Here is a 26,554-nt window from a genome sequence, read left to right on the forward strand (position 1 = left end):
ATGAATAAAAAGATTACAGGATTAACGTATCACGAAGTTGATCAGCAAGTCAGTCGCGGGAATGTCAATGTTATACCAAAAACAAAGTCTAAATCGAATGCTCAAATAATAATGGGCCATACATTTAACTTGTTTAACTTGTATAATGTTGTGATTGCTGCTGCACTGGTATTTGTTGGTGAGTATTTAAGTGTTTTCTTTCTTAACGTCATTATTATGAATATTGCGATTCGATCTTTTCAAGAAATACGGTCAAAGCGCATCGTTGAGAATTTGAATATATTAATTGCTCAAGATACTAAGGTAATACGTGAAGGCAATATCGAAAATATACCAAGTGAAGCACTTGTTTTAGGTGATGTGGTTCTTTATCGAGTGGGAGACCAAGTTTCTGCGGATGCTGTTGTCATTGAAGGAACTGCTGAGATGAATGAATCCAACTTAACTGGAGAATCAGTCCCTGTTATGAAAAATAGTGGGGAAGTTCTTCTGTCCGGAAGTTTTGTAACAAGTGGCACCGTATATGCCCGTACTACACACGTTGGACTCGATAGTTTTGCCCAAAAAATAACGAATGAAGCACGTAATTATACGCCAATTGAGTCTGAGCTCATGGAGACATTTTTACGGATTACCAGATGGTGTACTCGAATTGTACTGCCAATCGGAATTATTCTAGTTGTTCAAGCGATGGTATTCCGTCATCAAGATTTGCGAATGACTGTACTATCAACATCGACAGTCCTTCTTGGATTATTACCAAAAGGTCTTATTCTTTTAACAAGTTTATCATTTGGTGTTTCTGTTTTTAGACTTGCTCAAAAACGAACCCTAGTACAAGAAATCTATAGTATTGAAGTGTTATCCAAAGTAGATGTGCTGTGTATCGATAAAACTGGAACATTAACAGCTGGAGAAATGACGGTTCAAGATGTTATTTATTTAGAAGAACAAACGAAAGCATTACCAATGATAAGTACCTATGTGGGTAACTCAACGGATTCTGATTCTACAACATTAGCGATGAAATCGTTCTTCTCTGGTGAATGTGATATTCATCCGATTCATGTCTCGCCATTCTCATCTGCTCGTAAATGGGGTTCGATGACATATGAAGGTCATGGGACAGTATTCCTTGGTGCACCTGAATTTTTAATTGATAATTATGAATTACCAGAACAAGCAATTCAGTATCAAAGTGAGGGTGCGCGTGTTCTTCTCGTTGCGCGAACACCTGATGAACTGCATGAGATTGTTCGTCCTGATGATTTAATTCCGACAGCATTGATTGCGATTGCAGACCCTGTTCGTTTGGATGTGTATGACTCATTGGATTTCTTCAAAAACAATGAAGTCAACGTTAAAGTTATTTCTGGTGACAATATCAATACGCTTATGGCGGTTGCTACGAAAACAGGAATTCAAAATGGCGATAAAGCAATTGATGTAAGTCAAATTGAATCGGATGAAGAACTGGAGGCAGCTGTACTTAATTACAATGTTATTGGCCGCGCTTCACCCTATCAAAAACAAAAAATGGTTAAAATGCTGCAACAAAATGGCCAACGTGTTGCTATGGTTGGTGATGGTGTGAATGATGTCTTAGCACTTCGTTCTGCCGACTGTTCGATAGCTATGGGTGCTGGATCAAGTGCAGCCCGTCAAGCTGCACAAATCATCTTATTGGATAATGAATTTACAACAATGGTAGACGTTGTTATGGAAGGTCGTTTAGTCACCAATAATATATCCAGATCAGCATCGATGTATTACCTTGGAACGTTGCTAACCTTCTTATTAGCTCTTGTGGCAGTGTTTATGAATACACCTTATCCATTCACACCGCTCCAAGTCTCAATCATGAGCATGTTTGTCGAGGGGATGCCATCATCGTTCGTAACCTTTGAATCAAACTACGCGAAACCGAAAGAGGCTATTATCCCAAGTATTATGAAAAATATCTTTCCGAATGCTGCAGCAACTGCTGTCGTATTCGTGTTGATTCTATTCCAACCAATGCCTTTACCAGTTCGTCAGACAATGATGTATTTCGTAACGATATTCTTATCACTGGTCATGGTTGTGAAGCTATTCCAACCAATGAATTGGAAACGAATTGGTGTGATTTTCTTATCGGCAACAAGTTTGATTACGGTTTGTTATTTCTTGTATAAACCAATGCATCTTGCACGTTTGAATTCACACGAAACAGTCTTAACTGTAATGTTTGCATTTATTGGTCTTGCGACTCTATTTGTACTCACTAAAATAATTGATCGAATCGTGAATCGATACGCATCTTCAAGCAATGTAAAATAAGACACAATGAAGTGTCTTTTTTTTATTGTGTTTACAAGTGTAAATATAAAGTGATAAGATAATAAAAGTAAAAGGAGTTTAATATATATGATTATGGAATCAACTTTAACGTGTCCATACTGCGGCTTTAAAAGTACTGAAATTATGCCTGAGGATATGTGTCAATTCTTTTATAAATGCAGTCAATGCGAAACTGTTATTAAAGCACAACCCGGTGATTGCTGTGTATTTTGTTCTTATGGAACAGTGAAATGTCCATCCATGCAATAGAAAAAAGAACCCATACGGTTCTTTTTTTTCAGCTAAAGAAGCTTATGAAATAATAGTAGGCGTCTAAAAATGTCCGATACTATTGTTATACTTTAAATAGGTGATAAAGATGGAATATTACAAGAAAAACATTGAAGTTATTTCAATCATAAAAAAAGACGGTACCTATGTTCCGTTAAGTATATCAACGGGAAATAACCATTATGATATTGATCGTATTATTGAAGTACGGCAAGCCAACTCCCAAGTTGGAGGGTCTGGTTTGATGTATCGTATTATAATTCAAGAACATGAGCGTCGAATATTTGTAAAACAAAACCGTTGGTGGATTGAAAGCACTAAACCATAGCAGGAGGAAGAAGTGATGGAAAAAGAACGAATTATTTTTCATATTGACATAAATCATTGTTTTGCGCAAATTGAAGAGATGTTGAATCCAAAGCTTCGTGACGTTCCTATGTGTGTTGGAGGTGACGAGGAAACTCGAAGTGGGATTGTTCTTGCGCGAAATCTGAAAGCGAAGGAATTTGGCGTAAAAACAGCTGAAACGCTCCGAGATGCGTATCGAAAATGCCCGCAATTAAAAGTTGTTCCTGCACAGTATCAAGAGTATATTTACTATACAACGAAAGTAAAAGAAATCTATAAAGAGTATACGAATCTTGTGGAATCTTATGGTTTGGATGAAGCATGGATAGATGTTACTGATTCATACCATTTATTTGGCAAACCGTACGATCTTGCGTATGAAATGCAACGTCGAGTTTTAGATGAATATGGACTGACTGTTTCAGTTGGTGTGAGTTGGAATAAAGTTTTTGCAAAATTAGGGAGTGACTTAATCAAACCATCAGGAATGGTAATAATAACCAAGTATAACTTTAAGGAAATTGTATGGCCATTACCTGTGGGTGATTTACTATTTATTGGAAATAAAACCGTGCCCAAGCTTCATGAAATTGGTATATATACTATCGGAGATTTAGCTCAAACACAGCGTGATGTGTTGTATCAACGATTTGGACTTAAGGGATTAGAGATGTGGCATTATGCAAATGGTGATGATGCGGGGACGGTTGAAGCAAATGGGTATGTTGCCCCGCCAAAGAGTATTGGGAATAGTACGACGCCACCTCATGACATTAATTCCTTACGTGAAGCTGAAATCATCTTACAGCGCCTTTGCGAGAGTGTGGCATCTCGACTGCGTGATGAAAAGATGAAAGGACTTGTAATCGCGATTGCGCCAAGAGATGTTAATTTGAAGAGTTTTACACGCCAACGTAAAGTAATGCAACCAACCAATGTTTCGTCGGAAATATTGCGTATTGCTATGGACTTGTTGGAGGAAAATTATGATTTTTCAGTGTTGCCTTTACGATCAATTGGTGTCTATGTCAGCAAGCTGATTGATGATACGTCAATTCCACAACAAATAAACTTGTTTGAAACAGTGGATAATGATGCAACGCGATCTTTGACAGTTGACAAGACGATTGACGCTTTGAGGGATAAATTTGGCTTTCATGTTGTGAAACGAGCATCGTCGCTTCTTAATAAAGATATCGAAAATTTTGATGCTAAAAACAGCAATTCTGTCTTTCCAGGAAGAAAAAAAGATTACAACTTAGACACTGATGATTTGCATAATAAAATACTACGTAAAAAGGAGAAGTATGATCAGAAAAGCCGTGTAGATTTTATGAGAGGAAAAGGAGAGTACTAACAACTTCAATGCTTGAATGGACATATAAAAAAACAGAAACACCACATGCGAAAAAAGCGGTTTTCTGTTTTACATTTTATTTAGAACGCTCGGCTAACGGTGGGTGGCTTAAGATATGGGTCGGCGAGCAACAAATGCACCAATCCCGATTCCTAATAAGATACTCACTATACCATACTCTATAAAGTTACTTCCAATAATTCCAAGAATAATGCAAACACCGAAAATTGTTGCATCATGTTCGTATTGTTTCTTTTTCTTATTCATCAAGCAACCTCCATTTCTTACCCCATTATATGAAATAAAACGCGATATTGGCATATCAAATTGTATTTCAATTGTCCTTATTTTCATAAGTCGTGTGACACATTGTGAAGTGAAATAAGGTCCATCTTTCCATAAATGTATCGGTTTAAGCAAGAAAACATGCGACGTAATCACAAAAACTTGTGTAAACAGTGGTATTCCCATATATTGAACATAAATGGAGGTGTTTTTATGAAAACAATCAATGAAGATCGAATTAAGTATTATAGCTACTTGTTGTACAGTTTAATTGTCCCGTGGATTTTATCGTTTGGTGATATTCTTGGTGCTAAAAATTTATGGGTAAATCTAACTGTTTCGGTTTTGATTCTTATAAGTTTTGGGGTAACCGTTTATGCGCTCTCTAAACTTAAAACACTTGGAATTGGGAATGAAAATTTAGATGCATCGTTTAAATATTATAAATATGCAGTTAACTCCTTTATCGGAGTAGTTATTCTTACGTTGCTGGGTGTTGTAGCACCTATCGCAGTTATTTTTATCGTCATCTTAACATTTGTCGCTGCGATTTTTCTTTTTATTGCGAATTATTTCCTGTTCTGTGGTGGTGATTCGTTATTTGTGGAAAAATTCAAAATGCTTTACATCGGTTCCATTGCGGTGGGTATTGTTGTATCGATTGTGGCTCAGTTAAATCCAAATTTCAAAGTATTCGCAACGATAATCCAAAATCTTGCCCAAATTTTAGTATTCATAAGTATCTACAAAGCGCTGAAGGGATTTCAATTAACCGCTAACAATAGTCCATAGTGGTTGCTATGATGTTTTGAAGCGTGGCTGACCATAAGATGAGTTTATATATTGACTTGCTGAATCGTTCAGGACGTAAGTCATATTTATGGATAAATTTGATGACAATTTAAAATGTGAGATATCGTGCTTCCTCGAAACATGGTCTACACGGATACACATCATAAATTTTGTTGAAATGGAAAATGGAGGCAGAATGAACACTTTCTATTTTGGATCTATTGCTCAATCCAATAAACTTGTGGAGCTGAGTAGCGGAATAGTTATTTACGCCCTTATATATTTGATACTGTTTGTTGTTAAAGTCAGAAAAATGCCTGCAAAAGAAGGCTTTATCTGGTCATTAAAGTTTCTTTATATATGCGCTTTACTAGAAGTGACTATCTATCCGATACCCCTGACACCTGAAATGGTACAATACAATTTCTCGAAACCGAACGGGAGTTCGATTAATTATAACCCGTTCGTAGTTTTTAGTTTGATCGGCGATGGGCATAGACTGTACCTTAAACACTATCTATTGAATATACTTTTGACTATTCCTGCAGGGTTCTTCATTGCGAGTGGAAAGAAACATATTTCGTTTTGTAGGACGGTTCTCTGGGTATCGATGTTGTCTATGTCAATTGAGCTTGTACAACTATTGATGAGAGTATACCTCGGATCATCAAGAGATATCGATATTCTCGATGTGTTTTTAAACATTGTTGGTGGTATTCTTGGTTATATGCTATTCAAAATTTATCGCAAAATTAGAGTGTATCTTACACAAACCAGGAGAAAATGACTTTGAATACCTTGATTCAAAAGAATAGAAGTTTTGATTTATTGTCTTTTTCGTGTAAAGTCACGTCACGAAGTTTAACTCTTTTAAAAGTATCATATTGAAAAAATATAGCCATTATGCAAAGTTTTCCTACTCTTACAACAAACTGTTGTAACCCAAATTGATCATTGTCAAATCAATCTCACCGGGACACGAGGGATAGCGATGAGTTAGGTGAGAAAATAGTTGAGATTTCTGGGCGGTTTCGGATAAATGAAAGCAATAAAAAACGCACTATACAGTGCGTATTATTTATATATGGCAGGGGTAGCAGGACTCGAACCCACATTAACGGTTTTGGAGACCGTTGCTCTACCATTGAACTATACCCCTATCGATTGCTCACAAATAATATCATAGTCTTATACCAATTACAACCTGTTTTTGATATAATATTTCAAGAGGTGCAAAGATGAAAATAATAATGGACGAAAGTGCTATCAATCGCTCACTGATTCGGATGACACACGAAATCATAGAACGGAATAAAGGACTCGATAAAGTCGTTTTATTAGGAATTGAAACGCGTGGTGCCACGCTTGCATTCCGGATCGCAAAGCTCATGGAAAAAATAGAAAAAGTTAGTGTCCCAGTTGCATCGCTGGACATTAGTTATTGGCGCGATGATCTCAAATCAAAAGATCAAGCATTCCGATTACCAATCAGTGTACAAGACCGCGTTGTCGTTATTGTTGATGACGTGCTATTTAAAGGAAGAACCGTGCGTGCGGCAATGGATGGCATTGTCTATAACGGACGGCCACAACAAATTCAATTAGCTGTGCTTGTTGATCGCGGACATCGCGAATTACCAATTCGTGCAGATATTGTCGGAAAAAATATACCAACCGCTCTCGAAGAAAAAGTTAAAGTTAAACTTCGCGAAGTTGATGGGGAAGAAAGCGTTACAGTTCAATAGAAGCCCATAACGGGCTTTTCTATTCATAATCTAACTTTAGGAGGTACGTTATGAGAATAGGACTCTTTACAGATACCTATACACCAGATATAAATGGTGTCGTAACATCGATTGTTACATTAAAAGATGCACTTGAACGAGAAGGCCATACTGTATTTATAATTACAAACCAGCCATCTATTGTGTCAACAAGTTATGAAAATAATGTTTTAAGATTGCCAGGGGTTGAACTCAAGTTCTTATATGGTTATGTTCTCAGCAGTCCAATTCATATTCAGGCACAAGCTGTCATTGAAGAAATGGAATTGGATGTCATTCATGTTCACTCGGAATTCGGAGTAGGGATGTTTGCACGCATTATTGCGCGAAATCTACGTTTACCCCTTGTTTCGACATATCATACAACATATGAGGACTATACCCACTATGTTAACTTGTTGGGCTTGAAGTCTGTGGATCATTTGTCTCGGATTGCCGTTGCAAAAATGAGTCGTATGTTTACCAAAACAGCACAAATTATTATCGCACCATCAGAGAAAACTAAAAAAATGCTCTTGGGTTATGACATCAAAAAAGAAATTGCTGTAATTCCAACAGGACTCGACTTGGAACGTTTTGATAAACGTGATGATGAAGCTGTTAAAGCCATTCGCAGTACGTATGCGCTTCAAGGGATTCCGTTGTTTGTTTACATTGGGCGTCTCGCTAAAGAAAAAAGCATCGATGTTGTTATACGTAGCTTTAAGGAATTAGTTGTTCGAGAAGGCTGTGATGCTCGTTTAATGATAGTTGGAGCCGGTCCTTCCGATGATGATTTAAAAGAACAAGCTAAAGACTTAGGAATTCAAGATAACGTTATTTTTGTTGGACGTGTTCCATCAGAAGAGGTTGTCAACTACTATCATGTTGCTGATGCCTTCATTTCTGCATCATTGACGGAAACACAAGGATTAACCTATATTGAGGCACTTGCGTGTGGTCTGTGTGTCTTTGCGCGGCCGGATCGTCCTTTAGACGGTATTATCGTCGATGACGAAACCGGATACCTGTTTGAAGATGCCACAACATTTGCTGATAAAGCAGAAGCGTTTATCAAAGCATCTGAGCAAGAGCATGAGCGAATCCGTACGAATGCACTTATGAAAGCAAGTACGTTTGATAGTAAACTCTTTGCTGATAATATGCTTGCAGTTTACCGACGTGCAGGCGATATGTACCATGGACGTTATAATGTCGTTGGAGTCGAAGAACGTAGTGATGGTCAAAGTGAAATTACAATTGAATCTAAAGGAAATACAGAAACACTACTTATTGATGAATTCATTCAAGAACGCCGTGAAATTAAAGAAGGTGATACATTGTCACGTCTCGAAATAAATGAAATGGAAGATGATCAACAAATATACGAAGCCTACCAAATCGCGCTTCAACGGATTGGACTTCGGGATTATACATCCTATGAAATGGCGGATTATCTACGCTCTAAGTTTGATCTAAATGAAACACAGATTGAGATTGTTGTTGATTTGCTCGTTAAACGACGCTTTATCGATGATGAACGATATTTCCGTGATAAAATTGATTACCACCGTGAACAAAATCGTGGAAATTATCGAATCTTTGAAGATTTACAGCGCCGCGGTTTTGCGAGTGATAAAATAACAGAAGCGCTTGAAAGCGAAGACCAAGATCTTTATATAGAACGTGGTATCGAACGTGCAAATGCATATTTGAATACCTTAAAAGACGGATCGCAGCGTCAACGTGTTGATAAGGCAAGCCAACATCTGTTGCGTCAAGGTTATGACTACAACGTCATTAAAGAAATTATGAATCGCATTGATGATTTCTATGGTGAGGACGAAGAAATAAGTAGTCTGCGTCTTGTTATAGACAAAGCATGGGCACGATACTCAAAACGTTACGATACGGAGCGCGAAATTAAGAATCATGTTGTGAAACATGCACTATCAAAAGGATATGATTATGACCTTGTATCCCGAGTAATGGAGGAAAGAAATGATGAAAATTAAAGAATTACAAAATGGACAAAAGTTCGAAGGTCCACTATTAGTAGGACGGTTTGTACGTGGAGTAACCCAAAGTGGTGCGCCATATTTGTCAATTACCTTCCAAGATAACTCGGGTGAAATTGAAGGGAAAGTATGGGATTTGAAACCTGAAATTGAAGCAATGGTCCAAGTCGGACTTATTCTAGAAGTTAAAGGTGATGTGAATCAATACCGTCAAGCATTACAGATGCGTGTCCATACTCTCGAATTTAAAGATCAAACGCAATATGCGTTGGACGACTACGTGAGTGCAAGTACCTATGACTTATCATTCTTAAAAACAGAGATTGAAACGTTTGTAGCTGCAATCGAAGATCCGATCATTAAGGAACTTGTGGTTGCAAACCTAGAAGCAGTAGGTGATCAGTTCTATCAATATCCTGCCGCAACACGTAATCATCATGATTTTGTGGGTGGACTCGCTACACACGTGTATGGGATGGCTAAAGCGGCGAATGCGATTTGCGACCTTTATCCAATCTATAACCGAGATTTGCTTGTAGCAGGTGTTATCTTGCATGATATGGGTAAAATTGAAGAGTATACAGCACCAATGCTCAGTGAATATTCTGTCGCGGGTCGACTTCTTGGTCATATATCAATCATGCATGCAAATTTTACAGCAATTGCCGAGCGTATTGGTCACGCTGATAAAGAACAAACATTGATTTTACGTCATATGATTTTGTCACACCATGGTCAAATGGAATACGGTTCACCGGTAATGCCGATGATTAAAGAAGCAGAAATGCTTAATATTATTGATAATCTCGATGCGCGAACCAACATGTTTGAAAAATTCTACGATGATCTTCCAGAGGGAGAATTCAGTCCCCGAATGTTCGCACTAGACAATCGCAATTTCTATAAAGCAAAAGGGATTAAATAATTTCAGAACACTTATTGTTAAACGATAAGTGTTCTTTTTTAGGTAATCGACAGAAGATTGTCCTAAACGTGCAAAAGTTTCGCAAACATGCTTTATGTTTTTAAAGATTTGTATTATGGTTATAGCATAAAGGGAGAGACTATGACTATCATAAATAAAATCAATAGTGCCATTCAAAATGACACACCCATTTCAGATGAAATTATCACATTGATGTTAACTGAAATTGGATCAGTAGATCCGGTTTTGCGTGATAATACAATCTATTTGGGTTTTTGTAATTTGTTTGAAACAGAACGCCTTAATCTTGCGCAAAAAAACTTGATCTTGAATAATGTACTCACCGAAAACAAGCTATTTCTAAATATTGATGGGCCAACCTCGGATAGTGTCTTCGCACGGAGTTTTACATCATTACTTATGGTGATATTATTGGAAGACCATTATAAGAACCCATGGATTGCGTCCAAGGATGAAAAAGCGTTAGTGATGGATGCTGTACGATATTTTAGAGTCGAAAATGACAATCGGGGCTTTATTGAAGAAAAAGGATGGGCACATGCATTTGCCCATGGTGCAGATCTAATTGCAAGCGCATCGCGCTCTGTTTACTTTCAAGAAATTGAAGTCGTTCAGTGTTTGGAAGCAACACGCCGCGCATTGGTGGATGTAGGTGGGTTCCTATATGGAGAAGAGGGACGACTTGCAAAGGCAAGCACAAACATGAGAGTGTACGGAAAATTAAATGATGCCGTATTTGCGGAATGGTTAGGGAACAATTCGCGTCATCTTGATGATTTGCAACAGTATGAAGTCTGTTGGAAAAATTATTTACTCGCATTGAACTTTACATTGATGAATGAAAATGTTTTGGGTGAAAAAACGGAACGTGCAATTAAAATGTCTTTAAATTTATTTTATAAACGATATCGATCATTTTAAGCGTCTCTTTTCGAGCGCATATGAAATCAGCGAAAGACATAACTAATCAATTGAAAAAAGTAGGGGTACTACGCAATGATTGATGCTATTTTAGCTACCAATGATTATTCTAAAATTACCAGATTTTTACTTGCAAATTCTAACCTACCGGGAAGAATGGCAAATTTAACACTCGCCAATCAAGTTGCCGACTATTATATGAATAACGACTATAATTTTGCTTACTTGAGTGCACTGACATTGAATCACAAGGATGCTAATGCACCAGAGGTTTTTGTTGTAATGTGCAAATTAATTACATTGGGGAGTATTTTTGAAAGACTGAGCAGCGATGAAAAAATTGTAGTCTTGAACGTGTTGTCAGAGTCTGCAAACGGTTCATGGCGTATTAAAGAAGCGGTGGCCATGGCATTTCAGAGGATAGGAATGTGCAATGAGGCACTGCTTATAGATACATTCAATGCATATTTGAAGACAGGTACTTTTTCACAGAAAAGAGCGGTCGTCGCGACGTTGGCTGATTATCAATTGTTAGAAAGCCAAGTATTGTGTGACTATTCATTGGTCGTTTCGAATTGTCTATTAGCGGAAATATGCACATTAGAACCAAGTCTTTATAAAGATGAGGACTTCAAAGTTTTAGAAAAAGGCCTTGCGTATGCAATCAGTGTCTTTGTAGCAGTAAATCCTAAACAGGGTTTTGAGTTATTATCGAAGTATGCTCAAAGTGATAATAAAGTTATCAAGAAAATTATCAAATCGAACTTGGGGAAAAAAAGACTAGTGTCAAAGTATCCTGAGGAAACGGAATCAGTAATGAAATTGCTGGGTTAAACTGCATGGGACTAACGAAATGATCCTAGGACGACAAGCTTGGCTCAAGAAGCCTTCGTAAGTAACGAATGGATTCATTACGTTTGTATATTGCCTTCAATTCTATCGTCTGGAACAGTTGATACTAAATATTTAGAAGCAACGAAACTTATGGGGAGTTATTAAATCAAATTAGATTAAATAGACGTGTCACATTTTTTCAAACTGTTAAGTAAAAAGACTTGACACCTCTAATGGCGAATGCTATACTCATAAAGTAAATTACATTTAGGAGGCTTTTATAATGGCAGTTAAATTACGTTTAAGAAGAATGGGATCAAAACAAAAACCTTTCTACCGTATCGTTGCAGCTGATTCACGTGCACCACGTGATGGACGTTTCATCGAAATCGTAGGATACTATGACCCAACACAATCACCAGCAGAAGTTAAAGTTGACGAAGCTTTAGCAATGAAATGGTTATCAGTCGGTGCTCAACCTTCAGATACAGTTCGTAGCATTCTTTCAAAAGAAGGTATCATGACTCGTTTTCATGAATCAAAATTAGCGAAATAATTATGAGACCGGTTGAAGATATTCTATATGATTTAGTGTTGCCATTAGTGGAAGACGAAAAGAGTTTGAGTGTCAAAAGGTTACCGAGTTTGGATGAGAATGAGATTATTCTTGCAATTTATGCTGAAAGTTCAGATATTGCACGTTTAATCGGCCGTCAAGGCGTCATGGCCCATGCAATTCGACAAACAATGTCAATTGGTTCACGCGTCCTTGATCAAAGAATTTCAATTAAATTTGAATCATATTAGGGATGTACTTAAGTACATCCCTTTTTTGGAGGTAAATATGTCATTAATAAGTATTGGTATTGTCCAAAAGCCACACGGAGTCCGTGGAGAATTAAAAATTTTTCCTAAAACTGACTTTATTAAAGAACGATTTAAAAAAGGACAAGTCGTTCAATTTCAATTAAACGGTAAAACAACAGAGCTTGTGATTGAAACAATGCGCATGCATAAAGGATCAGTTCTCATTAAATTTGAAGGACTTAATTCCTTGAATGATGTTGAATTTTTTCACAAAGGCGAACTCTTTGTACCGCGTGATGAAATGCATGAATTGCCCGAAGATGAATACTATTTTGTCGACTTAGTAGGGTGTGGTGTGTATCGCGATAATGAACACATCGGCACTGTTACTGAAATTGTTGAAACTCCTGCGCACCCAGTCATGCGTATTGAAGGGGAAGAGCGCGATATTTTAGTTCCGTTTGTAGAACGTTTTATTGCTTCAGTTGATATTAGTGAAAAACGCATTGATATCAATTGGATGGAGGGATTGTAATGAAGATTAGTGTTATTACGCTTTTTCCAGATATGTTTACTGGTTTCAAAACATCATCAATTATCAATAAAGCGATTCTAAAAGGAATCGTCGAGTATGAAGTTGTCGATATGCGTTCATTTACAGAAGACCGTCACAATCGGGTCGATGATTATCCCTATGGTGGTGGTGCTGGTCTTGTTTTAATGTGCCAACCTGTTATCGATGCAATTAAAGCAACACGCACAGAAAAATCATTAGTAATTATGATGACGCCACAAGGTAAGACGTTGAAACAATCCTTAGCGTATGATTTAAGCAAACATGAGCATCTTGTACTTGTTTGTGGCCACTATGAAGGTTTTGATGAACGGATTCGAATGTATGTGGATATGGAAATGTCGATTGGTGATTATGTATTAACGGGTGGAGAAGCCGCTGCAATGGTAATCTCAGATGCCGTTATTCGCCTCGTTGACGGCGTTATCACACAAGAGTCTCATGAAGATGACTCCTTCAGTGATGGATTGCTAGAATATCCACATTACACCCGTCCTCGTGTCTATGATGGCCATGAAGTACCGGATGTACTTGTTAGTGGGCACCATGAGAATATCAAACGATTCCGTCTCAAAGAGTCTTTACGAAAAACACAACGTGTTCGTCCTGATTTATTAGAAAATCGTGAATTTTCAAAGTTAGAACAAACATTGATGGAAGAAATTGCACAAGAAAATCAGGGGGAGTAAACAATCGTTTACTCTTTTTGTTAATTCGTTGACACACATGAAGTGAAAAGCGATAATTAACCATACGAAAGAGGTGACAGGATGAAACGAATTCTAATAACTGCTGGAGCAACATCGGAGCCCATTGATGCAGTACGATCAATCACAAATAATGCGACAGGTAAATTAGGGAGTTATATTGCCGATTTTGCTGTGACGCAAGGGATTGAAGTTCATTATGTTTCAGGAGCCAATGCGTGCCAACCCTCTCAACCAGTCAAGCATTACGTGACGACAGGTGTTGATTCAGTATTGGGAGTGTTAGATCAGTTGATGTCGCGCTATCACTATGATGCTATTATTCATTCGATGGCAATTAGTGATTATCGTGTTGCGGCAACAGCTCAGTATCAAGGAAGTAATCTAACTGAAATTGTTGCTAAAGATGCCCATCAAAAGCTTCCGTCATCCAATGATCACCTTGCCATTTTGCTCGAACCATCACCCAAGGTAATTGGTTATATTAAGAAAAAACAGCCAGAGACCCATCTCGTAGGATTTAAACTATTAAGTCAGGTGTCAGTTGATACATTAGTTCGCGTTGCCCAAAACTTAATGATCAAAAATGATTGTAGTTTTGTGGTTGCAAACGATGCAACAGATATTTCAGGGGACCTGCATCGCGGCTACATTGTAGACGAAAAAGGAATTATGAAACAGTACGAAACAAAAGAAACCCTAGCACAAGGGATTCTCCAGGAGGTTCAAAATTTATGGATAAAAAAACAGTGATTTTAGGTGTCAGTGGAAGTATTGCGGCATACAAAGCAGCAGATATTGTAAATCGTTTAAACAATAGTAATGTTGATGTTCATGTCATGATGACACAGGCAGCCCAAGCTTTTATAACGCCGTTAACATTGCAGACACTATCGAAAAATCCAGTTCACTTTAATGTACTGGAAGAAAAAATTGCGACCGAAATTGCTCACATAGATATTACCAAAAAAGCGGATTTATTGATTATTGCACCAGCCACCGCCAATATAATTGGAAAATTAGCAAACGGTGTCGCTGATGATATGCTTAGCACTTCTGTTTTAGCACTTGATACCAAGGTGAAGAAAATAATAGCGCCGGCCATGAATCAAAATATGTACGGAAACCCCGTTGTTCAAAAAAACTTGCAACAACTTAAAGCGTTAGGATGGCTTGAAATTGATCCACGAACATCTTTATTGGCGTGTGGTGATGTGGGTAAAGGTGCGTTAGCAGATGTAGATGTGATTGTGCAAACAGTCCTCGAGAATTTACAATGATGAATCGTCTTGTCATTAGTATTGGTAATACCCATACCCGATGGGGATTTATGCATAATGGAATCCTAAAACAATTTAAAATTGCGAACTTAGAGACGGTCGAAACAGTGAATCGAGCGATTACGGATTCAACTACGAATTTTTTGACTCGATTTGACACAATCAAAATAGCATCAGTAGTTCCCTCACGCACAGACCACCAAATTCATTTGTTGGAAATGTTTTATCTAAGTGCAGTTGAACAGGTTAGACTTAATGATTTACAAAAGGTCGATTTCACCGCGTATGAAGGTCTTGGGATTGATCGAGCTCTCATTGTTCATGAGGTTTATCGGACAACTGAAGATGCAGCAATGGTCATCGATTTTGGTACAGCGATGACTGTCAACGTTGTTGATAAAACAGGAGTCTTTGTTGGCGGAACCATAGTTCCTGGACATCAAGCGATGCTCGATGCTATGCATATTAGTACAGCGGCATTACCGGAATTGCTTCCGGAATGTACACCCCATGATTGGCTTGGTGATACGACACAGTCAGCGATGCAATCAGGAACTGCTTTTATGATTGCTAGTTATGTAAATTCACTCATTACGACAATGGCTACACGCTTCATGCCGTTAAACGTAGTTGCAACGGGTGGTGGTTATAAATCTATACATTCGTTAGTGACTGCGAATATTGAAGTTATTGATGATTTAATTCTAAGGAGTTTATTGAATTATGATGCAGAATAAAACGAAGAATCTAACGACTCTTGCATTACTGAGTGCATTACTTGTGATGTTAGCGTTGACACCCCTAGGGTTTCTACAAGTAGGACCTGTCCGTTTGACCTTTATCCATCTTCCTGTAATTGTGGGCGGGATTTTACTCGGAACAAAAGGTGGGATGACTATGGGATTCATCTTTGGACTTGCGAGTCTTTGGACCAATACGATGGCACCTTCTCTTTTGTCCTTTATGTTTTCACCATTTATTCCACTTCCAGGAACGACTCAAGGATCGTTATGGGCGATAATTATATGTTTTGGACCACGAATAGTATTAGGGTTCTTATCAGGGTATCTTTACGACAAAGGCTTCAAAGGATTTAAGTTGGGCGTTTGCGTTACACTGGTACATACAACATTAGTCTTTGGTGGCATGTTGCTTTTCTTTGCCCCTGTCCTCCAAGAAGTACTGCATGTATCCGTTTCTGGGTTATTTATGTTTTTAGGAACGCTTCTTTTAACAAACGCCATACCCGAAGCTTTTACAGCCGGCTTTATAACAAAATACAGTGTTCCTCGAGATCACAAATAAAAAACATGGACTTGCCATGTTTTTTTACTTTCTTTAGTCGGATCATAGGAATGCATGCTTAATGGTTTTGGTTTCGACGTTGCATTTCCATTTGTTGACGGCGGAGCATTCGCCGCTTGCGAAGTCTCACGCGATTTATTTCGCGAATCGTGATTATGAGTGCACCAAGTATCAAAAAGACAATGAATACTACTTGCCCTATGGATTTCATAAAATCCATAAAGACTTTGGTACCCTTGACGTTGATGTCTAAAGGTGCTAATACTTGTGTTTCAAAAACTGTTTTGGTGTTGTAGGATACTTTAATCTGTGCCATATCCGTATTCTGCGAGACTGGTGCGATGAAATTAGGTTGCGTTGCGGTAACATCAATGGCGACATCCTGTGGAGCTATTCCGTTTGGTAAATAGGTCACAATGTCGTAGTCGAGCATTACCGGAAAGGGTGAACTCGCATGCAATATAGGAATTTCTTGTAGGATGGTATTGCGAGTTACAAGCGTTGTTCGTTTAAAATCGTCAAAGACACGTGAGTAAACGTTGATGGCATCAATTACGTTTGTGAAGAGTAAGTCTTCATTAGGTGCATTTGTGCTAATAAAAATTAAGTGGGAGTCTCCACGTTTTGCGACACTTGAAAGTGAGCGTTCAGCCATCTCCGTGTAACCAGACTTAGCGCCATATAAATCGGTAAACCCTTTGTCGTGAGCTGCTTCTAAAGATCGATTAACAAGTTCGATACCATTAGGAGCTGTCGGGGTAGGTGATGTTGTGTATGTAACCGTACTATAAATCTTTGCGAAAGTCTTATTTTTCATTGCATATTGGACTAGTAATGCAAGGTCGTAGGGTGTTGAAAGATGATCATCTTCATCGAGGCCACTTGTATTTAAAAAATTGGAATCTTTCATGCCGATTTTTGCGGCAGTTGCGTTCATATGTTGTGCAAGGCCTTCGGGGTCCTGGGTAAGGCGCATTGAGATTGCACGTGTCGCATCAGCACCAGACGGTAATATAATAGCGTAGAGTATGTCTTCAATTGTTACGGTATCGCCGCCTTCGAATCCGGCAACAGATGCAATACTCGTTAAATCATCAACAACCTCTGCAGGAATTGTATAGGTTTCCTTGAGTGATACATTTTGAGACTCAAGCATTTCTAGTGCGGTAATTAAAGTAAGTACTTTGGTAATGGAAGCAGGATGAATTTTTGAATATCCATTCTTTTGTGTGAGAACCTGGCCGCTTTCCATATCCATTAAAAGATAATTAGAGCTGTACATCATGATGTTTTGTACAGAGATAAGGTCTTCTTGTGTTTGATAGGCAGTTGTAGGTGATTGTGCATAAGCAGTCGTTGGTGTAGAAAAACATAAGACACCTACAAGTAGTAAAGTAAATATTCGTTTCATGGACAATTTCCTTTCTTAAATAATATACCATAAAAGCAGAATCGGTATTGTGTAAAAAAGGTGGAATTGCATCAAACTGCATCTGAATCCAAAGAATCTTTGAATTATGATAGAATATAAAAGTGGAGGTTTTTATGAAACGACTAATTATTGGTGATGGCGTAGCCATCCAAAACGAAATGAAAAAACAAGGCTATGATGCGCCTTACATTGATCTCAGAGGAAGCCATCACGAGGTGGAAAACTTAATGGATCTCTATGAGACGCTAAAGCCAGAATTAATTACAAAGGTTCGAGACGCTATAATTGCGGAAAGTCCTGATGAAATTATTGTTGTTGGGAAACTTGAGGGTTACCTATGGCTAGGAACAATTATTACACGTTTTTTTGGACAGTTTAATTCATGGAATAACCAACGCGAAAATGACTATGGCGTTACAACGATTATTATTGATCAAAAGCCTGTAAAACTGTATGCAGTATCGCAATTAGAAGACTACGAATCAATCAAAAAGGTGTAAAGGATAAAACCTTGAACTCCCCATATTAATATGTTAAAATAATAAACGGTGCAAAGACACCTATATTCACACATCATGGATTGACGGACTCCGTGCTCAAATATGAGTCGTCTCGTCTTGGAAGTGATGGAGGACTAACGGAAAGGTAGGAATTTAGTTATGTCAGTTGTGACAATGCGCAAATTATTAGAAAGTGGGGTTCATTACGGACATCAAACACGTCGTTGGAACCCAAAAATGAAGCCGTATATCTATGCAGCTAAAAACCGTATTTACATCATTGACTTGAACAAAACTCAAGACAAATTAGATGTAGCATACGCAGCAATGAAAGAAATTGCTGAAAAAAATGGAAAATTATTGATTGTTGGTACTAAAAAACAAGCACAAACAATCGTTGTAGAGGAAGCATTACGTAGTGGTTCATTCTTTATTAACCAACGTTGGTTAGGTGGAACATTAACAAACTTCCGTACAATCCAAAAAAGTATCCGTCGTCTTGTAGAAATCGAAGAGATGGAAGCAAGTGGATCAATCCAAGTTTATACTAAAAAAGAAATTGCTTTATTACTTAAAGAAAAAGACCGTTTAGAAAACTTCTTAGGCGGAATTAAAGAAATGAAGAAACTTCCAGATGCAGTATTCGTTGTTGACCCACTCGAAGATGCAAACGCAGTTGCTGAAGCACGTAAATTAGGAATCCCAGTATTCGGTATCGTTGATACAAACTGTGATCCAGATACAGTTGACTTCGCAATTCCTGGAAATGACGATGCAATTCGTTCAATCCGTACAATTGTTGGTGCTATGGCTGATGCTATGGTTGAACCAAAAGGTGGCGTATTACAAGTTGCATACCAAGACCAAGATCAAGAAGACATTACAATGGAAGATGTTATCGTTAACGTAGAACAACAAGCTGCAGAAAACGATCGCCGTCGTCGTCAACGTATGGACGAACGTCGTAAACGTGATGACCGTCGTCGTCAACAACGTTTTACACCACGTAATGACAACCGTGAAGGTGCTCCACAACAACGTGAAGCGCGTACAGAAGAGAAAAAATCAACAGAAAAAAGTGAGGCGTAAACTATGATTACAGCAAGTTTAGTAAAAGAACTTCGTGAACGTACTGGTGCCGGAATGATGGATTGCAAGAAAGCTCTTGAAGCTACAGATGGAAACATCGAAGCTGCAATCGATTGGTTACGTGAAAAAGGTATGGCAAGCGCCGCTAAAAAATCAGGACGTATCGCTGCAGAAGGAACAAGTACAGTTTTATCATCAGGAAATACAGCTGTAATTCTTGAAGTTAACTCAGAAACAGACTTTGTTGCTAAAAACGAACAATTCGTAGAATTAGTTAAAGACTTAGCAGAAGTTTTCCTTGCAAACAAACCAGCAGATTTAGATGCTGCTTTAGCACTAGATCTTAAAGGACAATCAGTAAATGATGCAATCATTTCAGCTACAGCAACAATCGGAGAAAAAATTACACTTCGCCGTGTTGCAGTTGTAGAAAAAGAAGATAACCAAGTATTCGGTGAATACATCCATATGGGTGGTAAAATTTCAGCAGTTACTGTTTTAAACGGTGACAATGCTGAATTAGCACGTGATATTGCAATGCAAGTTGCGTCAATGAGCCCTCAATATGTTTCACAAAAAGAAATCCCAAGCGAAATCGTAGATCACGAAACAGCTATCCAAGTGGAAATCGTTAAAAACGATGCTGAATTAGCTTCAAAACCTGAACAAGTTGTTCAAGGAATTATTAAAGGACGCGTAAGCAAACAAATGCAAGATATCTCATTAGTAGACCAAATCTACTTCAAAGATGGAAAAGCTAAAGTTTCACAAATCCTTAAAGATGCTGGAACTGATGTTGTAACATTTGTACGTTACGCTGTTGGTGAAGGAATCGAAAAACGTGAAGAAGATTTTGCAGCTGAAGTTGCAAAAGCATCACAAGTTAAATAAAAATAAGGACACTCTTTAGTGTCCTTTTTGAAAGGGCGTAAATCTCATGTACAAACGGGTATTATTAAAACTGAGTGGAGAGGCACTTGCATCCGATTCGGGTATTTTCAGTCGTGAAGTTCTCGAAGATGTAGCAGCTCAAATTAAAACAGTTGTTGAAGATGGTATCGAAGTTGCAATCGTCGTTGGCGGTGGAAACTTTGTACGCGGTCGTATGGCCGATGAGTTAGGGATTGATCGTACTCAAGTAGACTCAATGGGGATGCTTGGTACGGTCATCAACGCACTTGCTATTCAAGGAGCACTTGAAGCGCAAGGAGTACCAACTCGTGTTCAAACAGCAATTGATATGATTAAAGTTGCAGAGCCTTATATTCCACGTCGTGCAGTGCGTCATCTCGAAAAGGGACGCGTAGTAGTATTTGGGGCAGGTACAGGATCTGCATTCTTCTCTACTGATACAACAGCAGCATTACGAGCATCTGAGATTAAAGCAGATGTCATCCTAATGGCTAAAAATGGCGTTGATGGTGTTTATGATTCAGACCCTCGTGTGAATCCGAATGCCAAACGGTATGAGTCATTATCATACAAAGAGGTGTTACAGCAAGAACTAGCGGTAATGGATTCAACTGCAACATCAATGTGTATGGATAATGATATTGATCTCATAGTGTTTAATATGAATGAAAAAAATAATATAATTAAAGCTGCAAGAGGCGAAGCAACCGCAACACGTGTTGCTAGGGAGGTATAATCATGCAAGCAATTATCACAGATGGTCGCATGTTAATGCAAGATGCGATTGAATCATACGAAGGTCGTTTAGGAACACTTCGTACAGGACGTGCAAACGTATCAATTCTTCACGGAATTATGGTCGATTACTATGGATCACCAACACCAATCGAGCAAATCGCATCATTATCAATCGTTGAAGGACGTCAAATTGTTGTTAAACCTTTTGACCCATCAAGCATGAAAGATATGGAACGCGCAATCAATGAATCAACATTGAACTTACCAGTTCAAAATGATGGATCTGTATTACGTATTAACGTACCTCAACTCACAGAAGATGCACGTCGTGAAGTTTCAAAATCAGTTGGAACATTCGCAGAAGACGCAAAAGTTGTAGTCCGTAATGTTCGTCGTGATTTGAATGATGAAGTAAAAAAAGCAGATGATCTTCCAGAAGATCAAGAACGTGCGTTACTTGAAGATGTTCAAAAGCTAACAGACGAATTCATCAAGAAAATTGATGAAATTGCGAAAGCAAAATCAGCGGAGATTATGTCACTCTAATTATGGAGAGTCTAAAACATGTTGCCATCATCATGGATGGCAACGGCCGTTGGGCTCAAAAACAACGTAAGGAACGTACAGTTGGACACTACTTTGGTAGTGAAAATGTTCGTGAGATTGCCTTAAAAGCGTTGGATTTGGGCATTGAAGCCATAACACTTTATGCATTTTCTACAGAAAACTGGAAACGCCCACAAAAAGAGATTGACTACTTGATGAAGTTACCAGCAGTCTTTTTTGAGCGCTTTCTCAAAGAACTTAACGAAAAAGGGATTCAAATTCGCACAATTGGCGATTTATCAATGATGCCCGAAAAGACTCGAAAAGTAATGGAGAACGCTGTCGAAAAAACAAAAGACAATAAGGCTTTAGTCCTTAATTTTGCACTTAATTATGGATCACGTGATGAAATTGTCCGCGCAACACGTAAAATTATCCAAGACGGACTGACAGAAATTACTGAAGAAGTCTTTGAAAGTTATCTTGATACTGCAACTATGCCGGCAGTTGATCTACTAATACGCACAGGTGGCGATAAACGCCTCTCAAACTATTTATTATGGCAATTAGCTTATGCGGAATTGATTTTTGTTGATGAAGAGTGGCCGCAATTTGGCCCTGAACAATTTGAATCATGCATTGAAGCGTATCATAAACGCCAAAGACGATTTGGAGGACTTTAGTATGAAAGAGCGTTTGATTACAGGAATTGCACTAATTGTTGTTTTCGGAACGGCAATTTTGATGGGTAATCAAGCTCTTTTTTTATTACTGCTTGCAGTAGTTACAATTGGAGCTTATGAAATCTATCGTCTCAAAAAGGACGAGATGAAACCCATAATCTTACCGTTATTAATTGTTTCAACAATTTTAGGTGGGTTGTTAGGACCCGAGTATCTCAGTGTATTTATCATGGGATGGATTATGACCCTATTTGTGCTTACCGTGGTGTTTGACTGGTTTAATTTTAGTCATGTTAATTATATCTTCGTCATGGTAATGATGCTTGTGGCAGCAATCCAAGCCGTTAAAGTGGTGTTATCCTTTAACACGATTACATTCTTGTTCATCTTGTTAGCAACGTATGTAACAGATGCAGCAGCATATTTTGGCGGTCGTCATTTTGGGAAACATAAACTTATTGAACGTATTTCACCAAAGAAAACAATTGAAGGGGCAGTTATTGGATATGTAGCTTCTGCGACAATTGCATTAATCTTTGGCCATATCTTTGTTATTGAGTATGTTCCCGCAATCGTCGTATATTTAAGTGCCATTCTGATTCCAATAATGGGTCAATTTGGTGATTTAGCATTTAGTTTAATTAAGAGATATTTTGATGTTAAAGATTTTGGATATATTTTCCCTGGTCATGGAGGAATCTTAGACCGTGTGGATAGTGTTATCTTTGCGCTCTTTACATTCAATATCCTCTTACAGATTTTTGTCTAGGAGGCAGTCAATATGAGTATCATAATGTCAATTATTTACTTCGCACTCGTTCTAAGTATACTCGTGTTTGTGCATGAGTTAGGACATCTCATTGCCGCAAAAATGTTTGGTGTGTATTGCCAAGAATTTGCTATTGGAATGGGACCAAAAGTGTTTTCAATTAAGAAACCACACTGGGAAACAACTTACAGTATTCGAGCATTGCCGCTTGGTGGATTTGTTTCGATGGCAGGTGAACCGGGTGAGGGTGATATGGGAGTTCCAGTTGAGCGTTCCATGGTCGGAATCGCGCGTTGGAAGCGTCTTATTATCATGCTTGCAGGAATCTTTATGAATCTTGTGTTGGCAGTTGTTGTTTATGCAGGAATGTTTAGTATGAATGGCGTTGTTGAAGTACCAAAACCTATCGTTGCAGCAGTTGTTGATGGTATGCCAGCGGATAAAGCGGGAATGCAGGCAAATGATGTCATGACTGAGATTACGTTTGCAGATGGTAGTGTTGTGCATCCTAAAACATTTGCTGACTTACAAACAGGAATGGCAATGTACAAAGATAAACCAATGACAATCAAACTAGATCGTAACGGTACAACTGAAACAGTCACAGTTACTCCTGAACCATCAAAAGAAAATAAAGATATGTACGTGATTGGAATTCAAGCTCCTGCAGCAACATTACGTAATGTGAATCTTTTTGAAGCTGTACCACTTGCATTTGCGGAAGTAGGAAGTGTTATTGCTCAAATGATTTTTATCCTAAACCGTGTTTTCAGAGGGATAGGACTTGATAGTTTAGGTGGTCCAATTGCAATATTTGGTGCAACGTCTCAAGTAAATACCTATGGTGCTGTTTATTTCTTTAATCTAGTAGCACTTTTATCTGTTAACCTGGCAGTTGTAAACTTGCTACCAATTCCAATTATGGATGGTGGACGTGTTGTTATTACCTTAATTGAAATGATAATTCGCCGACCAATTCCAGAAAAACTGGAAAATGCTCTTATGATTGCAGGTGTAGCGCTTGTATTGATTTTCTTTGTTTATATCTCATTTCAAGATATCATGCGTGTAATTCCAAACTAGACTAAAAAAAGGCGGCAGCCTTTTTTTTCCTATCTATGATATAATGATACAAAAGGAGTAAGTTATGGCTTATACAGTAAATAAAATTGAATCAAAACCACAATGGTTTGCCGTCATGGATTTTACCATACCAGACTTTTCTCGCGACACAGATGTTCGTGCGATGTACTCAATGCGTTCAGAATTGGCGCGTCTGGGTATAGAACTTGCATCACCAGAATATAACTATATGATCGGGTATGACTCTGATGATCGTATCGAAGTTGTGGATGTAAAATTATTTGTAGCTATCGAAGCACCAACAGATAAAGAAACTACACTGACATTCATTGAAAAAAATGATACACGTGAGGTAATTCGTATCGAGACCGATTCATTCGAGGATGTCCACACAGGCCTTGCGGAATGGATGCACGACAATGATTATATTGGCGATGGCGACGTTCGTCGCGTACTGGTTAAGGATGCAACACGCCTTGTTTTTGATAGCCCAGTTAAAAATTCTGACGAATAGTAAATTGACATTAATTAAAATTTTGACATCAAACACTGTTTGATGTTTTTTAGTGTTTTTGAAACTTTAGACTTTTCAGTAGGACATCACAATGCTGCATCATTCATTTGTTATAATGTTTATAAACAATAATAGGAGGACTAAGTATGGTATTTCCAAAAGGTTTTTTGTGGGGTGGGTCAACTGCTGCCAACCAATGTGAAGGGGGTTATAACAAAGGCGGACGTGGACTTGCAAATGTGGATTTAATCCCTCACGGACCGGAACGCTGGGATGTTGCGATGGGAACACGAAAAATGCTCGAGTTCGAAGAAGGATACTACTATCCTGCAAAACAAGCCATCAATATGTATGAGCATTTTAAAGATGATATTGCAATGTTTGCGGATATGGGGTTTAAAACATATCGTTTATCCATTGCATGGTCGCGGATCTTCCCCAATGGGGATGAATTGGTTCCCAATGAGGAAGGTCTCAAGTTTTATGAAGACGTGTTTAATGAGTGTCATCGCTATGGTATTGAGCCATTGGTCACAATTACACACTTTGACGTACCGATTCATTTGACCAAACAATACGGTTCGTGGCGTAGTCGCGAAATGATTACATTTTATGAACGTCTTGTACGTGCCTTATTTACAAGATTCAAAGGTCTTGTGACATATTGGCTAACCTTCAATGAAGTCAATATGATTCTTCATGCGCCATTCATGGCTGCAGGTCTCATAATTGAACCGCATGAGGATGCAAATCAAGTGAAGTATCAAGCAATTCATCACGAGCTTGTAGCAAGTGCACTGGCTACGAAGATTGCGCATGAAATAGATCCTAATAATAAAGTGGGTTGCATGTTAGCTGCTGGGGCGAATTACCCCAACACTCCACATCCGGATGACGTCTTTGAGGCATTGGAACGTGATCGTGAAGGGTATTTCTTCATTGATGTACAATCACGTGGTTATTATCCGTCATATGCATTGAAAAAAATGGAACAACTCGGTGTAACTTTGGATGTGGATCCTGAAGACGTGAAGTTATTGCGTGAACATACGGTTGATTTTATTTCATTCTCCTATTATTCGTCACGTGTTGCGGCCGCAATGCCTTCTGACCAAGCATCCACGGATGCGAATGCGTTTGCATCGTTAAGAAATCCATATCTCGAGGTCTCAGAGTGGGGTTGGCAAATTGATCCTAAAGGATTTCGCACAACGATGAATCAGTTGTATGATCGTTATCAAAAACCGTTATTTGTTGTTGAGAATGGCCTCGGAGCGGTTGATACATTCACAGATTCTAAAGAAATCCATGATACATACCGTATCGATTACCTTCAAGCCCATATTAAGGCAATGCATGATGCGATCCATATTGATGGTGTTGAACTATGGGGTTATACATCATGGGGATGTATTGACCTCGTAAGTGCATCGACAGGAGAAATGTCCAAGCGTTATGGTTACATCCATGTGGATTATGATGACGCTGGAAAAGGGACCGGAAAGCGAACTCCAAAACAATCGTATTATTGGTATAAAGATGTTATTGCATCAAACGGTGCGATGTTCGATAAAGACTGACTTAAACGCAGGTTAATGCCTGCGTTTTTTTATGCAAAGATTTTGGTAGATACCGAAATTTAAGATATTTACACTTCGTTCACATTGTCGATATTGTGAAAAAATACAAAATTATCACAGGATGGGGCAAAAAATAACAATCACACATTAAACTAACAATT

At 38.3% G+C, this 26,554-nt stretch carries 31 protein-coding genes and 1 tRNA gene; 29 read left to right on the top strand and 3 right to left on the bottom strand.

Features of this window, described 5'->3' with window-relative positions:
- The 4 genes from GVV19_RS09340 to GVV19_RS09350 all read left to right on the top strand — a co-directional run bounded on the left by GVV19_RS09340 (position 1) and on the right by GVV19_RS09350 (position 4,315).
- Positions 1–2,319 (top strand): HAD-IC family P-type ATPase, encoded by a 2,319-nt coding sequence (locus tag GVV19_RS09340; protein ID WP_159647212.1) that lies wholly within the window; start codon positions 1–3, stop codon positions 2,317–2,319.
- An 87-nt stretch (positions 2,320–2,406) separates the two neighbouring features.
- A complete protein-coding gene (locus GVV19_RS10905) occupies positions 2,407–2,589 on the top strand; it encodes a GDCCVxC domain-containing (seleno)protein (protein ID WP_166120222.1) in 183 nt (60 codons plus the stop codon).
- Positions 2,590–2,698: 109 nt separating this feature from the next.
- A complete protein-coding gene (locus tag GVV19_RS09345; RefSeq protein WP_159647214.1) occupies positions 2,699–2,938 on the top strand; it encodes a hypothetical protein in 240 nt (79 codons plus the stop codon).
- A gap of 15 nt (positions 2,939–2,953) precedes the next feature.
- Positions 2,954–4,315 carry a DNA polymerase Y family protein gene (locus tag GVV19_RS09350; protein ID WP_159647216.1) on the top strand — a complete coding sequence of 454 codons (1,362 nt, stop codon included), beginning with the start codon at positions 2,954–2,956 and terminating at the stop codon, positions 4,313–4,315.
- Positions 4,316–4,423: 108 nt separating this feature from the next.
- Here GVV19_RS09350 and GVV19_RS09355 read toward each other — a convergent pair whose 3' ends face one another.
- Entirely contained in the window at positions 4,424–4,582 is a 159-nt protein-coding gene (locus GVV19_RS09355) for a hypothetical protein (RefSeq protein WP_159641514.1), read from the bottom strand.
- A gap of 231 nt (positions 4,583–4,813) precedes the next feature.
- Between GVV19_RS09355 and GVV19_RS09360 the strand changes: the two genes are divergently transcribed.
- Together GVV19_RS09360 and GVV19_RS10960 are read left to right on the top strand one after the other, a co-directional pair.
- Entirely contained in the window at positions 4,814–5,392 is a 579-nt protein-coding gene (locus tag GVV19_RS09360) for a hypothetical protein (protein WP_159647218.1), read from the top strand.
- Between the two features lie 313 nt (positions 5,393–5,705).
- Positions 5,706–6,179 (top strand): VanZ family protein, encoded by a 474-nt coding sequence (locus GVV19_RS10960; RefSeq protein WP_407926023.1) that lies wholly within the window; start codon positions 5,706–5,708, stop codon positions 6,177–6,179.
- Between the two features lie 298 nt (positions 6,180–6,477).
- On the opposite strand, the gene GVV19_RS09370 is transcribed toward GVV19_RS10960, so the two are convergent.
- A tRNA-Trp gene (locus tag GVV19_RS09370) sits at positions 6,478–6,551 on the bottom strand.
- A gap of 79 nt (positions 6,552–6,630) precedes the next feature.
- On the opposite strand from GVV19_RS09370, the gene pyrR reads away from it, so the two are divergent.
- The 13 genes from pyrR to GVV19_RS09435 all read left to right on the top strand — a co-directional run bounded on the left by pyrR (position 6,631) and on the right by GVV19_RS09435 (position 16,547).
- The gene (gene pyrR, locus GVV19_RS09375) at positions 6,631–7,137 is read left to right on the top strand and encodes a bifunctional pyr operon transcriptional regulator/uracil phosphoribosyltransferase PyrR (protein ID WP_159637848.1); all 507 of its coding nucleotides are present in this window, start codon (positions 6,631–6,633) and stop codon (positions 7,135–7,137) included.
- Between the two features lie 50 nt (positions 7,138–7,187).
- Positions 7,188–9,170, top strand: a complete 1,983-nt coding sequence (locus tag GVV19_RS09380) for a glycosyltransferase (protein ID WP_159647222.1) — start codon at positions 7,188–7,190, stop codon at positions 9,168–9,170.
- A complete protein-coding gene (locus GVV19_RS09385; protein ID WP_236261713.1) occupies positions 9,157–10,098 on the top strand; it encodes a 3'-5' exoribonuclease YhaM family protein in 942 nt (313 codons plus the stop codon). The genes GVV19_RS09380 and GVV19_RS09385 overlap by 14 nt, the downstream gene beginning before the upstream one ends.
- Positions 10,099–10,239: 141 nt before the next feature.
- On the top strand, positions 10,240–11,040 hold the full coding sequence (locus GVV19_RS09390) for a DUF2785 domain-containing protein (protein ID WP_159641518.1): 801 nt from the start codon (positions 10,240–10,242) through the stop codon (positions 11,038–11,040).
- A gap of 75 nt (positions 11,041–11,115) precedes the next feature.
- Positions 11,116–11,874 (top strand): hypothetical protein, encoded by a 759-nt coding sequence (locus GVV19_RS09395; protein ID WP_159647224.1) that lies wholly within the window; start codon positions 11,116–11,118, stop codon positions 11,872–11,874.
- 283 nt (positions 11,875–12,157) lie between these two features.
- Entirely contained in the window at positions 12,158–12,430 is a 273-nt protein-coding gene (rpsP, locus tag GVV19_RS09400; protein ID WP_159637840.1) for a 30S ribosomal protein S16, read from the top strand.
- Positions 12,431–12,432: 2 nt separating this feature from the next.
- Positions 12,433–12,681: a KH domain-containing protein gene (locus GVV19_RS09405; RefSeq protein ID WP_159637838.1), complete on the top strand. Its 249-nt coding sequence runs from the start codon at positions 12,433–12,435 to the stop codon at positions 12,679–12,681.
- A 37-nt stretch (positions 12,682–12,718) separates the two neighbouring features.
- Positions 12,719–13,216 (top strand): ribosome maturation factor RimM, encoded by a 498-nt coding sequence (rimM, locus tag GVV19_RS09410; protein ID WP_159647226.1) that lies wholly within the window; start codon positions 12,719–12,721, stop codon positions 13,214–13,216.
- Complete coding sequence (trmD, locus tag GVV19_RS09415) at positions 13,216–13,944, top strand: tRNA (guanosine(37)-N1)-methyltransferase TrmD (protein ID WP_159647228.1); 729 nt, start codon at positions 13,216–13,218, stop codon at positions 13,942–13,944. Before rimM ends, trmD begins: the two co-directional genes overlap by 1 nt.
- 81 nt (positions 13,945–14,025) lie before the next feature.
- Positions 14,026–14,715 (top strand): phosphopantothenoylcysteine decarboxylase domain-containing protein, encoded by a 690-nt coding sequence (locus tag GVV19_RS09420; RefSeq protein ID WP_159647230.1) that lies wholly within the window; start codon positions 14,026–14,028, stop codon positions 14,713–14,715.
- Positions 14,697–15,242 carry a flavoprotein gene (locus tag GVV19_RS09425; RefSeq protein WP_159647232.1) on the top strand — a complete coding sequence of 182 codons (546 nt, stop codon included), beginning with the start codon at positions 14,697–14,699 and terminating at the stop codon, positions 15,240–15,242. Before GVV19_RS09420 ends, GVV19_RS09425 begins: the two co-directional genes overlap by 19 nt.
- Positions 15,239–15,979 (top strand): type III pantothenate kinase, encoded by a 741-nt coding sequence (locus GVV19_RS09430; protein WP_159647234.1) that lies wholly within the window; start codon positions 15,239–15,241, stop codon positions 15,977–15,979. The genes GVV19_RS09425 and GVV19_RS09430 overlap by 4 nt, the downstream gene beginning before the upstream one ends.
- On the top strand, positions 15,966–16,547 hold the full coding sequence (locus GVV19_RS09435) for an ECF transporter S component (protein ID WP_159647236.1): 582 nt from the start codon (positions 15,966–15,968) through the stop codon (positions 16,545–16,547). Before GVV19_RS09430 ends, GVV19_RS09435 begins: the two co-directional genes overlap by 14 nt.
- 58 nt (positions 16,548–16,605) lie before the next feature.
- On the opposite strand, the gene GVV19_RS09440 is transcribed toward GVV19_RS09435, so the two are convergent.
- A complete protein-coding gene (locus GVV19_RS09440; protein ID WP_159647238.1) occupies positions 16,606–17,958 on the bottom strand; it encodes a D-alanyl-D-alanine carboxypeptidase family protein in 1,353 nt (450 codons plus the stop codon).
- A gap of 134 nt (positions 17,959–18,092) precedes the next feature.
- On the opposite strand from GVV19_RS09440, the gene GVV19_RS09445 reads away from it, so the two are divergent.
- The 10 genes from GVV19_RS09445 to GVV19_RS09490 all read left to right on the top strand — a co-directional run bounded on the left by GVV19_RS09445 (position 18,093) and on the right by GVV19_RS09490 (position 26,393).
- Positions 18,093–18,479, top strand: coding sequence for a P-loop NTPase family protein (locus tag GVV19_RS09445; RefSeq protein ID WP_159641595.1), 387 nt, complete (start codon positions 18,093–18,095; stop codon positions 18,477–18,479).
- A 159-nt stretch (positions 18,480–18,638) separates the two neighbouring features.
- Positions 18,639–19,568: a 30S ribosomal protein S2 gene (gene rpsB / locus GVV19_RS09450; protein ID WP_159647240.1), complete on the top strand. Its 930-nt coding sequence runs from the start codon at positions 18,639–18,641 to the stop codon at positions 19,566–19,568.
- A 3-nt stretch (positions 19,569–19,571) separates the two neighbouring features.
- Positions 19,572–20,459, top strand: a complete 888-nt coding sequence (tsf, locus tag GVV19_RS09455; protein WP_159637825.1) for a translation elongation factor Ts — start codon at positions 19,572–19,574, stop codon at positions 20,457–20,459.
- 46 nt (positions 20,460–20,505) lie between these two features.
- A complete protein-coding gene (gene pyrH, locus GVV19_RS09460) occupies positions 20,506–21,216 on the top strand; it encodes a UMP kinase (protein WP_159637824.1) in 711 nt (236 codons plus the stop codon).
- Between the two features lie 2 nt (positions 21,217–21,218).
- Positions 21,219–21,764 carry a ribosome recycling factor gene (gene frr / locus GVV19_RS09465; RefSeq protein ID WP_159637823.1) on the top strand — a complete coding sequence of 182 codons (546 nt, stop codon included), beginning with the start codon at positions 21,219–21,221 and terminating at the stop codon, positions 21,762–21,764.
- 2 nt (positions 21,765–21,766) lie between these two features.
- Positions 21,767–22,447, top strand: coding sequence for an isoprenyl transferase (locus GVV19_RS09470; RefSeq protein ID WP_159637822.1), 681 nt, complete (start codon positions 21,767–21,769; stop codon positions 22,445–22,447).
- Between the two features lies 1 nt (position 22,448).
- Positions 22,449–23,216 (top strand): phosphatidate cytidylyltransferase, encoded by a 768-nt coding sequence (locus tag GVV19_RS09475; protein ID WP_159641597.1) that lies wholly within the window; start codon positions 22,449–22,451, stop codon positions 23,214–23,216.
- Between the two features lie 12 nt (positions 23,217–23,228).
- The gene (locus tag GVV19_RS09480; protein ID WP_159641598.1) at positions 23,229–24,299 is read left to right on the top strand and encodes a M50 family metallopeptidase; all 1,071 of its coding nucleotides are present in this window, start codon (positions 23,229–23,231) and stop codon (positions 24,297–24,299) included.
- Between the two features lie 64 nt (positions 24,300–24,363).
- Positions 24,364–24,813: a hypothetical protein gene (locus GVV19_RS09485; RefSeq protein ID WP_159637819.1), complete on the top strand. Its 450-nt coding sequence runs from the start codon at positions 24,364–24,366 to the stop codon at positions 24,811–24,813.
- A gap of 146 nt (positions 24,814–24,959) precedes the next feature.
- Positions 24,960–26,393: a 6-phospho-beta-glucosidase gene (locus tag GVV19_RS09490; protein ID WP_159647242.1), complete on the top strand. Its 1,434-nt coding sequence runs from the start codon at positions 24,960–24,962 to the stop codon at positions 26,391–26,393.
- Positions 26,394–26,554 lie beyond the last annotated feature (161 nt).

Origin of the sequence: Erysipelothrix anatis (genome assembly GCF_009828745.1) — a bacterium.
Classification (GTDB): domain Bacteria; phylum Bacillota_I; class Bacilli_A; order Erysipelotrichales; family Erysipelotrichaceae; genus Erysipelothrix; species Erysipelothrix anatis.